General features: G+C 70.1%; 11 protein-coding genes and 3 pseudogenes. 5 read left to right on the forward strand and 9 right to left on the reverse strand.

Going from position 1 to position 13,463, the window contains the following annotated elements; genetic code table 11:
• Positions 1–20 precede the first annotated feature (20 nt).
• The 3 genes from dctP to FA740_RS08770 all read left to right on the forward strand — a co-directional run bounded on the left by dctP (position 21) and on the right by FA740_RS08770 (position 3,404).
• Entirely contained in the window at positions 21–1,106 is a 1,086-nt protein-coding gene (dctP, locus tag FA740_RS08760; protein WP_136856396.1) for a TRAP transporter substrate-binding protein DctP, read from the forward strand.
• A gap of 80 nt (positions 1,107–1,186) precedes the next feature.
• On the forward strand, positions 1,187–2,443 hold the full coding sequence (locus FA740_RS08765) for a glycerate kinase type-2 family protein (protein ID WP_136856397.1): 1,257 nt from the start codon (positions 1,187–1,189) through the stop codon (positions 2,441–2,443).
• A gap of 94 nt (positions 2,444–2,537) precedes the next feature.
• Positions 2,538–3,404, forward strand: a complete 867-nt coding sequence (locus FA740_RS08770) for a GNAT family N-acetyltransferase (protein ID WP_136856398.1) — start codon at positions 2,538–2,540, stop codon at positions 3,402–3,404.
• Here the strand turns inward: FA740_RS08770 and FA740_RS08775 are convergent.
• The gene (locus FA740_RS08775; protein WP_136856399.1) at positions 3,401–4,720 is read right to left on the reverse strand and encodes an NAD(P)/FAD-dependent oxidoreductase; all 1,320 of its coding nucleotides are present in this window, start codon (positions 4,718–4,720) and stop codon (positions 3,401–3,403) included. The two genes, FA740_RS08770 and FA740_RS08775, sit on opposite strands and share 4 nt — an antisense overlap.
• Positions 4,721–4,933: 213 nt before the next feature.
• Here FA740_RS08775 and FA740_RS20040 point away from each other — a divergent pair.
• Positions 4,934–5,023: pseudogene (locus FA740_RS20040) on the forward strand (AsnC family transcriptional regulator); the annotation flags it as partial.
• A 441-nt stretch (positions 5,024–5,464) separates the two neighbouring features.
• Here the strand turns inward: FA740_RS20040 and FA740_RS20045 are convergent.
• From FA740_RS20045 to FA740_RS08800, 5 genes and pseudogenes are all read right to left on the reverse strand, one after another.
• A pseudogene (locus FA740_RS20045) lies at positions 5,465–5,875 on the reverse strand (ATP-binding cassette domain-containing protein); the annotation flags it as partial.
• Positions 5,872–6,096: a hypothetical protein gene (locus tag FA740_RS08785; protein ID WP_136856401.1), complete on the reverse strand. Its 225-nt coding sequence runs from the start codon at positions 6,094–6,096 to the stop codon at positions 5,872–5,874. The pseudogene FA740_RS20045 and the gene FA740_RS08785, both read right to left, overlap by 4 nt.
• Positions 6,097–6,113: 17 nt before the next feature.
• Positions 6,114–7,371, reverse strand: a pseudogene (locus FA740_RS08790) (aldehyde dehydrogenase family protein).
• 4 nt (positions 7,372–7,375) lie between these two features.
• Entirely contained in the window at positions 7,376–8,407 is a 1,032-nt protein-coding gene (locus tag FA740_RS08795; protein ID WP_136856402.1) for a tartrate dehydrogenase, read from the reverse strand.
• A 10-nt stretch (positions 8,408–8,417) separates the two neighbouring features.
• Positions 8,418–9,878 (reverse strand): aldehyde dehydrogenase family protein, encoded by a 1,461-nt coding sequence (locus FA740_RS08800; protein WP_136856403.1) that lies wholly within the window; start codon positions 9,876–9,878, stop codon positions 8,418–8,420.
• Positions 9,879–10,040: 162 nt separating this feature from the next.
• Between FA740_RS08800 and FA740_RS08805 the strand changes: the two genes are divergently transcribed.
• Positions 10,041–10,244, forward strand: a complete 204-nt coding sequence (locus tag FA740_RS08805) for a hypothetical protein (RefSeq protein WP_136856404.1) — start codon at positions 10,041–10,043, stop codon at positions 10,242–10,244.
• Between the two features lie 342 nt (positions 10,245–10,586).
• On the opposite strand, the gene FA740_RS08810 is transcribed toward FA740_RS08805, so the two are convergent.
• From FA740_RS08810 to FA740_RS08820, 3 genes are read right to left on the reverse strand one after another with little or no spacing between them, the layout of a single operon-like run.
• Positions 10,587–11,342 carry an ABC transporter ATP-binding protein gene (locus FA740_RS08810; RefSeq protein WP_136856405.1) on the reverse strand — a complete coding sequence of 252 codons (756 nt, stop codon included), beginning with the start codon at positions 11,340–11,342 and terminating at the stop codon, positions 10,587–10,589.
• On the reverse strand, positions 11,339–12,373 hold the full coding sequence (locus FA740_RS08815; RefSeq protein ID WP_136856406.1) for a FecCD family ABC transporter permease: 1,035 nt from the start codon (positions 12,371–12,373) through the stop codon (positions 11,339–11,341). The genes FA740_RS08810 and FA740_RS08815 overlap by 4 nt, the downstream gene beginning before the upstream one ends.
• Positions 12,370–13,371 (reverse strand): ABC transporter substrate-binding protein, encoded by a 1,002-nt coding sequence (locus FA740_RS08820; RefSeq protein ID WP_136856407.1) that lies wholly within the window; start codon positions 13,369–13,371, stop codon positions 12,370–12,372. Before FA740_RS08820 ends, FA740_RS08815 begins: the two co-directional genes overlap by 4 nt.
• Positions 13,372–13,463 lie beyond the last annotated feature (92 nt).

Genomic DNA, 13,463 nt, shown 5'->3' on the forward strand with positions numbered 1-13,463 from the left:
TTTCACGAGGAGGAGACCCCATGAAGCATCTGATCACCACGGCCGCCCTGGCGATGGCCGCAGCCACCCCCGCCCTGTCCGAGACCTGGACCATGACCTCGACCTGGCCCTCCAGCCTCGAGCTGATCGAGATCGACAAGCATTGGGTCGACCTGGCCAACAAGCTGGTCGATGACGACAAGCTGACCATCGAATTCTATGACGGCGGCAGCCTGGTCCCCGCCGGAGAGGTGTTCGGCGCGGTCGAATCGGGCACCATCCAGGCGGGCGCCGACTGGCCGGGATATTGGGCGGGCCGCAACAGCGCCTTCTCGCCGCTGTCGACCACGGCCAGCCTGTTCAACGCGGTCGATTACGTCAACTGGATCCAGGAATGGGGTGGGGCGGACCTGTATAACGAGGTCTATGGCCAGTTCGGCATGGTCTATCTGCCTTACGGCGTGACCAACAACGAATCGGGTTTCCGCACCGTCAGCCAGCCGATCCGCACGCTGGACGACCTGCAGGGCCTGCGCCTGCGCCTGTCCGGCCTTGAGCAGGGCAAGCTGCTGGAGAAGCTGGGCGGCAACCAGGTCAGCATGGCCGGCGGAGAGATCTATCAGTCGCTGGAACGCGGCGTGATCGACGGGGCCGAATTCTCGACCCCCAACGTCGATTTCTCGGGCGGCTTCCAGCAGGTGACGCAATACTGGTCCACGCCGGGCTGGCACCAGTCGTCGTCGGTCTTTGGCGTGATGATCAACAAGGGGTCCTGGGACGCGCTGGACGAGGAAACCCAGGAGCGGCTGAAGATCGCCGCCGACGCCACCATGCTGTGGTCGCTGTCCTTCACCGAACGCCGCGCGACCGAGGCCTATGCCCAGTTCCAGGAGGCCGGGACCGAGATCACCCGCCTGGATGACGAGGCGCTGGAGCGTGTGCAGCAGCTGGCCAACGAGACCATCACCGAGGTCGCCTGCGAGAACCCGATGTCGGCCAAGGTCTATGCCAGCCAGCTGACCTATCTGCAGGAATACTCGACCTGGCGCGACGCCTCGGCGCCGTTCAACCTGGGCCGCACGCCGAACGGTCCCGACCTGGCCGCCATCCAGGCTTGCGCCGAGTGATCTGACGGGGCATCCGGGACACCCCGGATGCCCCACCCGTCCGGACCGTCACGGGGGCCCGGTGGACAGAGAGACATGAGATGACGACCGATGAGGCACAGGCGCTTCTGCGCGCGATGTTCGACGCGGCGGTTGCGGCCGCGGACCCGGCCCGGGTGCTGGCCGACCATCTGCCGCCCCGGCCCAAGGGGCGCTGCATCGTGGTGGGCGCGGGCAAATCCGCCGCCGCCATGGCCGCCGCGCTGGAGGCCGCCTGGCCCGATGTCGACCTGTCGGGCGTCGTCGTCACGCGGCACGGCCACAGCGTTCCCACGCAACGCATCACCGTCCGCGAGGCGTCCCACCCCACCCCCGACGCCGCATCCGAGGCCGCCGCCCGCGAGATCCTGGGGGTCGCGCGCGGGGCGGGGCCGGACGACCTTGTGCTGGCGCTGATCTCGGGCGGGGGGTCGGCGCTGATGGTTGCGCCCCGTGCGCCGCTGACCCTGGCCGACAAGATCGCGGTCAACCGGCTGTTGCTGCGGTCGGGTCTGACCATCGAGGACATGAACCGCATCCGCCGCCGCCTGTCCGACATCAAGGGCGGCGGTCTGGCGCGCGCGGCGCATCCGGCGCGTCTGGTGACGCTGGCCATCTCGGACGTGCCGGGCGACGATCCGGGGGCGATCGCCTCGGGGCCGACGGTGCCCGACCCCTCGGCGGGGGACGATCTGTCGGCGCTGGCCTCGCGACTTGGGCCGGACCTGCCGCAGGCGGCGCGCGATCTGCTGACCGCGCCGCCCGTGCCCGCCGACGGGTTCGACACCGATTACCGCCTGATCGCCACGCCGCAGATGTCGCTGGAGGCCGCCGCCCGCGTGGCCCGCGACGCGGGCGTGACCCCCGTGCTGCTGGGCGACGCGCTGGAGGGTGAGGCGCGCGAGCTGGGCACCGTCATGGCGGGCATCGCCCGCGCGGTCGCGGCCCACGGCACCCCCGCGCCGGCCCCCGCCGTGCTGCTGTCGGGCGGAGAGACGACCGTGACCATCGGCACCGCCACGCCGGGCCGGGGCGGGCGCAACACCGCCTTTCTGCTGTCGCTGGCCCTGGGGCTGCGCGGCCATCCCGGCATCCACGGGCTGGCGGGCGACACCGACGGCATCGACGGGACCGAGGATGCCGCAGGCGCCCTGATCGCCCCCGACACGCTGGCGCGCGCGCGCGAGGCCGGGCTGGACCCGCGCGCCGTGCTGGACGGTCACGACAGCTATGCGCTGTTCGAGGCCACGGACACGCTGATCCGCACCGGGCCGACGCTGACGAATGTCAACGATTTCCGCGCCGTGCTGATCGCCTAGCGCCGCCGGGGGTTCTGCCGTCTGGCGTGGCAAAGCGGTGGAAAATGCTGCGCGAACCCGGGCACAGTCGGTCCTGAACGATGAGGCATATTCGATGACAGACCCCGGCAGCCGCCTTCTGGACAGCTTTTCCCTCGCGCCGCGTCCGATCACCCCCGACGACATCCCCCAGCTGCACGAGCTGTCGGTCGCCGTCGGCTGGATGCACCGGGCCGAGGATTGGGCCGTGGCCCTGCGCTTGGGCGAGGGGATCTTTCTGGCCGATGAGATCGGGCGTCCCTTCGGGTCGGCCATGTGGTTCCCGGTGTCGGACGACCTGGCGATGCTGGGCATGGTCATCACCACGCCGCGCCTGCAGGAACGGGGCGCGGGGCGGTGGATGATGGAACAGATCATGGCGCGCACCGGCGGGCGCGATCTGGCGCTGAACGCGACGCGGGCGGCGTTCCGGCTGTATCTGGCGCTTGGGTTTCAGCCGGGGCTGACCGTCTGGCAGCATCAGGGGATCGTGACCGCCGTGCCGGGCGCCGCGCCGCGCGTGCGCGCCATGCGCCCGGATGACCGCGACGCGATCCACGCGCTGGACACGCGCGCCTATACGACCCACCGCCGCGCTGCGCTGGACCTGTTCCTGGAGCAATCGGAGGGCAGCGTGATCGAGGAGGGCGGCCAGATCACCGGCTATGCCCTGTGCCGCCGGTTCGGGCGCGGCCATGTGGTGGGGCCGATCGTGGCCGCGACCCCACGCGATGCCGCCGCCCTGACCGTGCCGCATCTGGCCGCCCATCAGGGCCGCTATCTGCGCATCGACACGCGCGAGACGCAGGGACCCTTCGTCGATCTGCTGAACGCCAGCGGGCTGACCGCGCGCGACACGGTGACCACGATGACGCTTGGCCGCCCGCGCCCGGTCGATCCGCAGGCGCATGTCTTTGCGCTGGCGATCCAGGCGATCGGCTAGAACTCCGAGACCTTGCCCCAGCTGCCGCGCGCAAAGCGGTCGGGGTGGTATTCCGTGGGGTCCAGCACGGGCCGCGTGCCGGTGACCATGTCGGCGATCATCTCTCCGGCGCCGGGACCGATGCCGAAGCCGTGGCCGCTGAACCCCGCGGCCAGCACCATCCCCGGCACGCGCGTCTCTCCGATGGCGGGGACGCCGTCGGGCGTGCTGTCGATATAGCCCGCCCAGGTCGCCTGCACGCGCGCGCCCGCCATGGCGGGGATCAGCTCTTCGGCGCGGGCGCGGATGCGGCGCAGGGCGCGCGGGTCGGGGGCGGGGTCCAGGATGCGCATCCGCTCCATCGGGGTGGGGGCGTCCAGGCGCCAACGGCGCCGCGTCTCGTGGCCCGCGCGCCATCCCTGTGCGCCCCCGGGCCGCAGGATGCGCCAGCGTTTGACGAACATCGGCAGGAAATGGCGCGCATGGGCGATCTGCTGGGGCGTCGGATCGACCCGCGCCGCCCCCGATATGGCCAGCGCATAGCCCCCGTCGCCGCGCCGCGTGACCGACACGCGCCCCGTGTGCAGCGCATCCGGCCCCGCGATGCCGGGCGCGACCGACAGGATCGACGACCGGACCGAGGCCTGCGGAAACGCCACCCCCAGCTGATGACAGAAGGACGAGGCCCAGGCCCCGCCCGCCATGACCACGGTGGTCGTGGCGATGGTGCCATGTTCGGTGACCACGCCCGACACGCGCCCGCCCGACAGCTCCAGCCCGCGGGCGGCGCACATCTGATGCACGGTGCCGCCCGCCGCCATGATGCCGCGCGCGATGACCGGACAGGCGCGCGCGGGGTCCGCCACCCCGTCATCGGGCGAAAAGACGCCCCCCCGCCACGCGCGGCCGGTGGCCAGCCCGCGTTCGGTGGCCTGGGCGCTGTCCAGCATATGTGTGGTGACGCCCATGCCGCGCGCCATGTCGCGCCAGCGGGACCAGCCCGCGATTTCGGCCTCGCTGTCGGACAGATACAGCAACCCGCAGCGGCGAAAGCCGGGGTCCTCGCCGATGTCAGCGGCCATCGCCTGCCACAGGTCCAGGCTGCGCGTGGCCATGGGCAGCTCGCGCGCATCGCGGTTCTGCTGGCGGCACCAGCCCCAGTTGCGGCTGGATTGCTCCGCGCCGACGCGGCCCTTTTCGACCAGCGCGACGCGCACGCCCTTTCGGGCCAGGTAATAGGCGGTGGAACAGCCGACGATGCCGCCCCCGATCACCACCACATCGGCGGTCGCGGGCAGGTCGGGGGTGGTCTGGACGGTCATCAGGGGCGCGGGCATCGGTCTCTCCTATCGGGGTCCATTCTGGCGGACAATCCCCGCGGGATGTGCCGCTTTCGGGCGGGGCGCAGCATGTCGTGCCGTCCTGTGGCAGCCCTGCGGCAGCATTGGGCAGACAGGAAAAACCCCGCCAGATCGCGGCCGCCCGCGCCCCCGCCGATTGAGATCGCCGCAGATCCTGCTAGGACTGGACCCGCCCAAGGGAGAGCCGCCATGAAGCTGGACCGCATCGACATCCGCATCCTGCACGAGCTGCAGAAGAACGGCCGCATCACCAATGTCGAGCTGGCGGATCTGGTGCATCTGTCGCCCAGCCCCTGCCTGATGCGGGTGAAGAAGCTGCAGCAGGCGGGCTATATCACCGGCTATTCGGCGCTGATCGACATCGCCAAGTTGGGTCCGACCCTGACCGTCTTTACCGAGGTCACGCTGAAGAACCACCGCCAGATCGACTTTGCCCGGTTCCAGCAGGCGCTGGAAAAGATCGACGAGGCGGTGGAATGCCACCTGATCTCGGGCGGGCAGGGTTTCCACCACGCGGCCGTGATGCATGACCATCACCTGATCGCAGATCGCCTGAACCGTGGACAGGTCGTGGCTGATGAAGACATAGGACAGGTCCAGTTCGCGCTGCAGCTCCTTGAGCAGGTCGATCACCGCCGCGCCCACGACCGTGTCCAGTGCCGAGGTGATCTCGTCGCACAGGATCACTTCGGGGTCGGCGGCCAGCGCGCGGGCCAGGTTCACGCGCTGTTTCTGGCCGCCCGACAATTCGCCCGGCAGGCGGTGGCGCATGGCGCGGGGCAGGCGCACCATGTCCAGCAGGGCGGCCACGCGGGCCTCGCGCGCGGCACCTTTGGTGCCGTGATAGAAGGTCAGGGGCCGCCCGATGATGTCGCCCACGGGTTGCGCCGGGTTCAGCGCCGTGTCGGCCAGCTGGAACACGATCTGCAACCGTCGCAGATCCTCCTTGCTGCGGGTCCGGGCCGAGGGGTCCAGCCGGTGCCCGTCCAGCAGGATGCGCCCCTGCGCGGGCGGCAGCAGGCCTGCGATGGCGCGGGCCAGGGTCGATTTGCCGCTGCCCGATTCACCAATCACGCCCAGGTTCTGGCCCTTTTCCAGACGGCAGCTGACATCGTGCAAGGCGATCTTCATCGCGCGGCCGGGGGACCGTAGCCAGCGGTGACGCCGTCGACCTCCAGCGCGGGAACGCGGGTGGGGGGCGCGGCATCGGCGCCGCGCGGCGCGGGGTGGAAGGCTGCCAGCAGCGATTGCGTATAGGGATGGGCCGCGCGGGTCAGGATCTGGGCGGCGGTGCCTTCCTTCTGCACCTCGCCGCCTTTCAGCACGATGATGCGGTCGCCGATCAGGGTCATTGCCGCCGCCAGCCGCTTCAACTGTCCGCCCGAGACCTGATGCGGATAGCGGTCGCCGATATGGTCCGGGTCTCGGGCAGAACTAGCGCGCGGAACACCTGCACCGCCTTGGCGCGGGCCTGATCCATCGGCATCAGGCGGAAAATGGGTCCGAAGGTTTCCTCGGACGCCAGCATCATCGCGGTGGTGGCGCCGGTCAGCGCTGTGGGGCAGGCGTATCGGCCTGCGGGTACCGTGGCCTGGGCCGCGATGGTAGCCCACTGGGCAAGGGCGTCGGCGACATGCGCCTTGATCTTGTCCAGGGCGGCGGGTTGATCATCGGGCCGACAGGCGGTCGACGAAGGCGTCATGGACGCCGTCCTGCACAAAGATGCGGTTCGCGCAGACGCAGGTCTGCCCGCCATTGCGGAACTTGGCGGCGATCAGGCCGTCGATGGCGGCATCCAGATCGGCGTCGTCGAAGACGATGAAGGGCGCGTTGCCGCCCAGCTCCAGTGACAGGCGTTTCACGGTGGGCGCGCATTGGCCCATCAGCATCGCCCCCACGCGGGTCGAGCCGGTAAAGGACAGCTTGCGCACGGTGGCGCTGGCGGTCAGCTCGTCGCCGATGGCGGTGGGCAGGCCGGTGACGATGTTGATGACGCCCGCGGGGATGCCCGCGCGCAAGGCCAGCACCCCAAGCGCAAGCGCCGAGAACGGCGTGAATTCCGACGGCTTGATCACCACGGTGCAGCCTGCGGCCAGCGCTGGTGCGACCTTGCGGGTGATCATCGCGTTGGGGAAATTCCAGGGCGTGATGATGGCCGACACGCCCACGGGTTCGCGGCTGGCCAGGATGCGGCGGTCGGCAGTGGGGGCGGGGATGATCTGACCCTCGATCCGGCGGGCCTCTTCGGCGAACCAGCGCACGAAGCTGGCGCCATAAGCGATCTCGGCGCGGGCTTCGGCCAGGGGCTTGCCCTGTTTCAGCGTCAGGATCAGGGCCAGATCCTCGGTCGCTGTGACCATCAGGTCGTGCCAGGCCATCAGCAGATCGGCGCGCTCGGCCGACGGACGCCTGCGCCACAGGGCCAGCGCCGCGTCGGCGGCGCTGATCGCGGCGCGGGTCTGGTCGGCGGTGATGTCGGGCACGGACCCCAGGGTCGCGCCGGTCGCGGGGTCGGTGACGGCCAGCGTGGCGCCGCCATCGGCATCGACCCACGCCCCCCCGATCAGCGCCTGCTGGCGCAGCAGGTCCGGGTCGGCAAGCCGGGGAAAGGGGGCGTGGATCGTCATGGTCTCAGTCCTTCAGTTGCGCCAAAACGGCGGCGGTGATCGCATCGGTCGTGTCGCGGCCCGGTTGGGTGCCGATGCCGCGGGCGGTGGCGGCCTCCATCGCGACCATGATGCGGGCGGCAGGGGCGGTCTGGCCCAGATGCTCCAGCATCATCGCGGCCGACCAGAAGGCGGCCATCGGGTTGGCGATGCCCTTGTCCGCGATGTCGGGGGCCGAGCCGTGGACCGGTTCGAACATCGACGGGCCGGACCGCGTCGGGTCGATATTAGCCGAGGCCGCAAAGCCCAGGCCCCCCTGAATGGCCGCGCCCAGATCCGTCAGGATGTCGCCGAAGAGGTTCGAGGCCACCACCACATCCAGGCTTTCGGGCGCCATGACCATGCGCGCGCACATGGCGTCGATGTGATAGCGGGTGACCTGGACATCGGGGTATTCGGCGGCCAGTTCGTCCGTGACCTGGTCCCAGAAGACCATCGTGTGCCGCTGCGCGTTGGATTTGGTGACCGAAGCCAGCTGGCCCCGCCGCGCCCGCGCCTGTTCGAACCCGAAACGCAGGATGCGCTCGACCCCCGCGCGGGTGAAGATCGCGGTTTCCACCGCCACCTCGTCGGGGGTGCCGACATGGACGCGGCCACCGGCGCCGGAATATTCGCCCTCGGTATTCTCGCGGATGCACAGGATGTCGAAATCGCGGGTCTTCAGCGGGCCCTCGACACCCTCCAGCAGGCGGTGCGGGCGGATGTTGGCGTATTGGACAAAGGCTTTGCGGATCGGCAGCAGCAGCCCGTGCAGCGACACGCTGTCGGGCACGCGGGCGGGCCAGCCGACCGCGCCCAGAAAGATCGCGTCAAAGCCGCGCAGGGTCTCGATCCCGTCATCGGGCATCATCACGCCATGCTGCAGGTAGTGGTCGCAGGACCAGGGAAAGGTGACCGTCTGGACATCGGCGCCGCTGGCGGTGACGACCCGCATGGCAGCTTGGGTGACGGGAATGCCGATGCCGTCTCCGGGGATCAGGGCGATGCGGTGGGTCATGGTGGTCTCCTCAGATGTCGATCAGCACGGTCTTGGACTGGCGGTTGGCGCGGTAGGCCTCGCGGCCCAGATCCTTGCCCAGACCCGACTGGCGATAGCCCCCGGTCGGCAGGATGTGATCGCGCGAGCGGCCATAGCGGTTGATCCAGACCGTGCCTGCCTGAACCCGCCGCATCGCCCGCATGGCCCGCGACAGGTCCCGTGTAAAGATGCCCGCGCACAACCCATAGGTCGGGTGGTCCGACAGGGCCATCGCCTGATCGTCGTCATCGAAGGTCTGCAGGGTCAGGACCGGGCCGAATATCTCCTGCAGGATCGCCGGGCTGTCGGGGGCCAGACCGGCCAGCAGCGTCGGCGCATAGAAATAGCCCGGGCGGTCCATCCGCGCGCCCCCGGTCAGCGTGGTCGCGCCCTGGGCGCGGGCCTGGGCCACGATGGCGTCGATGCGCCCCAGCTGCCGGTCCGAGATGATCGGGCCATAGACCGTGGCCGCGTCCCAGGTGGGGCCGGGGCGGTCCGGCACCATCCGGGCGACCAGCCGCTGCGCCAGATCGTCGGCGATGGTGCGGTGCGCGATGACCCGGCTGCCCGCCACGTAGGCCTGCCCCGCATTGGCCATGATCGAGCGCGCGATCGCATCCGCCGCCAGGTCCAGATCGGCATCGGCAAAGACGATCTGGGGGGATTTGCCGCCCAGCTCCAGCGTCATCGGCTTGATCCCCGTGCGGGCGATATTGGCCATGATCGCCTGACCGGCACCGGTCGATCCGGTAAAGCTGACCTTGGCCACGTCAGGATGGCCGGTGATTGCGCCGCCGGTGACCGGGCCGCAGCCCAGCACCACATTGACCAGCCCCGCCGGAATGCCCGCCCGCACCGCCAGCTGCGCCAGTATGATCGTGGAAAAGGGTGTCATCTCGGACGGTTTCAGCACCACGGCATTTCCTGCCGCCAAGGCCGGCCCCAGCTTCCACCCCGCCATCGAGATCGGGAAATTCCACGGCGTGATCGCGCCCACGACGCCCCAGGGCTCGGTCACCGTCATGCCAAGCGCCGCGTCACGGGTGGGGCCCAGATCGCCGCCCTCCTTGTCGGCCATCTCGGCGAAAAAGCGGATCTGTTCGGCGGTCACCGCGATGTCGCCCGCGACCAGCTGCCCGACCGGGCGGGTCGAGGACAGCGCCTCAAGCCGCGCCAGAGTCGGGGCCTTGGCCTCGATCAGGTCGGCCCAGGCACAAAGCGCGCGGGTCCGCTCGCGCGGCATGGCCGCCCCCCAGCCCGCCGCCTGCGCGCGGCGCGCCGATTGAACGGCGCGGTCCACCATCGCGGCATCGGCCTGCGGGCAGGCGGCATAATCTGCCGCATCCGACGGACGCCGTATCGGCAGAACGCCCTCCGCCGCGATCAGCTGGCCGTCGATGACATGGCCCAGGGGCAGGGCAATGCAGTCGGGATCGAAGGACAGGGTCATGGCGGGCATCCGGCTTGTTGCCCGGTCAGACTAGCCGCGGCGGGTCGGCAGTTTTCGCCCGCTTTGCCCGCGGCGACGGCGGATTGTCCCGTTCCGCCCCCCGGCTTTCGGCAGCATCTGCGCCCCGCCCCACGCAGAATGGCCGCAACGAGGAGCCGCACCATGACGCTGCCCGACAGCCTGACCGATCGTGGTGGGCCATCGTTGCCCGGTACACCGAATGCAGCCGTCACTGATGCGATCTGTGCACATCTGGACCGCCTCGGCGTCACGCTGCACCGCATTCCCACGCCCGAGGGGCGCTGCCAGAGCGTGTGGCCCAGCCCCGCGACGTTCAAATCGGGTGCCAGGGTGTCCCGAACCTGATTGCGCGCCTACCCGCGCTGATCGCGCAGCCACTGGCTTGCTTCGTCGAAGCGCCGTCCGACATGGCCCCGTCCGCGCGCCCAAGGGCGAGCAGATGCGTGAGGTCCCGCTGACCGGCCTGCCGAGCCACTGCTGGGGCCCGACGCGGGGCGCGAAGGCCCTCAATCCCGCGGCGCGGGTGGCGGGGCTGGCGGGCCGCGCGGTGGTTCCCGCCGTCAGCTATCGCGCCGGGGCGGCACCGCACCGGGCCGGAGCGCGTCGGCCACGACATCTTGGCGGCGGAGTTGTCGCCGTGCCGGCGCGCTATGCGGGACGCGATCGGCCAGATCTGCGGGGCGCGGCCTAGCGGAACAGGATGTGGCGGCGCCCGTCGCTGGTCCGGTGGAAATCGCAGCGCACGCGGAACACATCGGCCAGCAGGTCGGCGGTCAGGACCTGATCCGGGGTGCCCTCGGCGACGACGCGCCCGCCCTCCAGCACCAGCAGCCGGTCGCAGAACATCGCCGCGTGGTTCAGGTTGTGCAGCGCCACGATGCTGGTCAGCCCAAGCCGGGCGATCAGGCGCAGCAGCTCCAACTGGTGCTGAATGTCCAGGTGGTTGGTGGGTTCGTCCAGGAACAGTTCCCTGGGGTTCTGGGCCAGGGCGCGGGCAATCTGGACGCGCTGGCGTTCGCCGCCCGACAGGCTCTGCCAGCCCTGATCGCGCCGGTCGGTCATGCCGGTCTGGGCCAGGGCCGTGTCCACCGCCGCCAGATCCGCCGCCGAACAGCCCGACAGCGGCGCGCGATGGGGCGTGCGGCCCAGCATCACGACATCCTGCACGGTGACGTTCATTTCGGTCGCGGCATGCTGCTGGACCAGCGCCACGCGGCGGGCTAGATCGCGCCGCCGCATGCCCGCGATGTCCTGCCCGTCCAGCGTCACCCGGCCCCGGTCGGGACGCCGCAGCCCCGCCAGCAGGCGCAGCAAGGACGACTTGCCCGACCCGTTCGGACCCAGAAGGCCCAGGATGGTGCCGGGGGCCACCGTCACCGACACGTCGTCCAGGATCGTGCGGCGCCTGACGCTCCAGCCCAGATTGGTGGCGGCGATGCTCATGCGGGTCTCCGGGCGCGATAGAGGATCAGCGAAAAGCACGGCACGCCCACCAGAGCGGTTACGATGCCGATGGGCAGGGTCTGCTGGGTCATCACGCTGCGCGACACGATATCGGCCAGGACCATGAACACCGCGCCCACCACCGCGCAGGCGGGCAGCAGCCGCATGTGCCCCGGCCCGATCAGGAACCGCACCGCATGGGGCACGACCAGCCCGACAAAGCCGATCGAGCCCACCATGCTGACGATGGTCGCGGTGATCAGCGCCGTCGTGACGAACAGCACGATGCGCACGCGCGCCACCGGAATGCCCATCGACGCCGCCGCGTCATCGCCAAAGGTGAAGGCGTCCAGCGCATGCGCATACCAGATGCAGACCGCCAGCCCGATCACGATCACCACCGCCAGCAGCTGGAATTCCGGCCAGCGCACGCCGCCAAAGCTGCCCAGCAGCCAGAACATCACGTCGCGCGCCTGCTGCGCATTGCCCGAGGTGGTCACGACATAGGCGGTCAGCGCGTTGAACAGCTGCGCCGCCGCGACCCCCGCCAGGATGGTCCGGTCCGGCCCGCCGCGCCCGCCATCCGACAAAAGCGCGACAAAGGCAAAGGCCGCCAGCGCGCCCGCAAAGGCCCCCGCCGACAGGGACACGGCCCCCGCGCCCACCCCCAGGATGATCACCGCGACCGCGCCCGTGGACGCCCCTGCGGACACGCCCAGCACATAGGGCTCGGCCAGGGTGTTGCGCAGCAGCGATTGCAGGATCGCCCCGCAGATCGCCAGCCCCGCCCCGCACAGCGCCGCGACCAGCGCCCGGCTGAGCCGCAGGTCCCAGATCACGCTGTCCTGGATGCGGCTGATGGGGGCCTCGGTCCAGCCCAGGTGGTTGCCCATCGACAGGGCCACCGTGGACAGGGGGATGCGCATCTCTCCGATGCTGACGGCCAGCGCCACGGCCAGGGTCAGCGCCATGGCCGAGATCGCCAGCAGGGCGGCAAAGCCCCCGCGGCCGGGCATCGCGCGGGTCGTCATTCGGCCCGCATCGCCGCCAGCTGGTCGGCCAGTTCCTCGGCGCCATAGAGGGTGCGGATGGTCGGGTTCATCGCCGCGCCGTTCATGGTCAGGATGCGCCCCTCCTGTACCGCGGGCATCTGGCTGACGGACGGATCACCGGTCAGGAAGGCGATCTTGTTCTCGGCCCGGTCCAGGTCCCACCGGTCGCGATCCAGCGAGGCGGCGACGATATAGGTCGGATCGGCGGCGATAATCCCCTCCCATCCCACGGTCGGCCATTCGGCATCGGTGGTGATGGCGTTGCGCCCGCCCAAAAGGTCCGCGATGAAGCCCGAGGCGCCGTTCTTGCCGCCCAGATAGGCGTCGTCCGAGGCTGAGGGGCTGGAGAACCAGAACAGGAACGTGCTGTCATCCGCGTCGAACCGGGCGCGCAGATCGGCCTCGCGCTGGCGGAAATCGGCGATCAGCGCCTGGCCGCGATCGGCCACGTCAAAGATGCGCGACAGCTCGTCGATCTCCTGGTACAGCAGGTCCATGTTCCACAGTTGGTCGCGGCTGCCATAGATGTCGCCGGCGTCGTCGCGGGTGTTGCAGATGCCGGGCGACAGATAGCTGGGGATGTCCAGATCGTCGAAATCGGCGCGCTTGGCGACCTTGCTGTCCTCGCCCAGCAGCAGGGGCAGCTGGGCCGCGACGAAATCGGGCTCTCGCGCCAGGATGCCTTCCAGGGTGGGCTGCTCGACGGTCAGGATCTCGACCCCGGCATTGGCCTCCTCCAGCTCGGGCAGGACCTTGGTGGGCCAGAAGGCCGATGCCGCCATCCGGTCCTGCAGGCCCAGCATCAGCAGGATCTCGGCGCTGTTCTGGCCCAGGGCCACGGCGTTCTGCGGGGCGCTGTCGATGGTGACGGTGGTGCCGCAATTCTCCAGCACCAGCGGATATTGGGTCGGTTCGGCCAGGGCCGGGGCGGCCGCAGCCAGCCCCGCCAGGGTGGTGATGATGAGACGCAGATGCATGAGAGGGTCGCCCGGTATGAAAGCCAGTGGAAAAGCGTGACCCGGCGGCGCCTAGCACTCTGCCGGGCGATCATCAACTAAAATAGTAAACT

The organism is Paracoccus hibiscisoli (assembly GCF_005048265.1).
GTDB lineage: Bacteria > Pseudomonadota > Alphaproteobacteria > Rhodobacterales > Rhodobacteraceae > Paracoccus > Paracoccus hibiscisoli.

Bases quoted from the DNA above. Each gene is read 5' to 3' on its own strand.
- FA740_RS08815 (WP_136856406.1), bottom strand. From the start codon at position 12,373: ATGACGACCCGCGCGATGCCCGGCCGCGGGGGCTTTGCCGCCCTGCTG.
- FA740_RS08810 (WP_136856405.1), bottom strand. From the start codon at position 11,342: ATGAGCATCGCCGCCACCAATCTGGGCTGGAGCGTCAGGCGCCGCACG.
- FA740_RS08785 (WP_136856401.1), bottom strand. From the start codon at position 6,096: ATGACCCTGATCGGCGACCGCATCATCGTGCTGAAAGGCGGCGAGGTG.
- FA740_RS08800 (WP_136856403.1), bottom strand. From the start codon at position 9,878: ATGACCCTGTCCTTCGATCCCGACTGCATTGCCCTGCCCCTGGGCCAT.
- FA740_RS08795 (WP_136856402.1), bottom strand. From the start codon at position 8,407: ATGACCCACCGCATCGCCCTGATCCCCGGAGACGGCATCGGCATTCCC.
- dctP (WP_136856396.1), top strand. From the start codon at position 21: ATGAAGCATCTGATCACCACGGCCGCCCTGGCGATGGCCGCAGCCACC.
- FA740_RS08765 (WP_136856397.1), top strand. From the start codon at position 1,187: ATGACGACCGATGAGGCACAGGCGCTTCTGCGCGCGATGTTCGACGCG.
- FA740_RS08775 (WP_136856399.1), bottom strand. From the start codon at position 4,720: ATGCCCGCGCCCCTGATGACCGTCCAGACCACCCCCGACCTGCCCGCG.
- FA740_RS08820 (WP_136856407.1), bottom strand. From the start codon at position 13,371: ATGCATCTGCGTCTCATCATCACCACCCTGGCGGGGCTGGCTGCGGCC.
- FA740_RS08770 (WP_136856398.1), top strand. From the start codon at position 2,538: ATGACAGACCCCGGCAGCCGCCTTCTGGACAGCTTTTCCCTCGCGCCG.
- FA740_RS08805 (WP_136856404.1), top strand. From the start codon at position 10,041: ATGACGCTGCCCGACAGCCTGACCGATCGTGGTGGGCCATCGTTGCCC.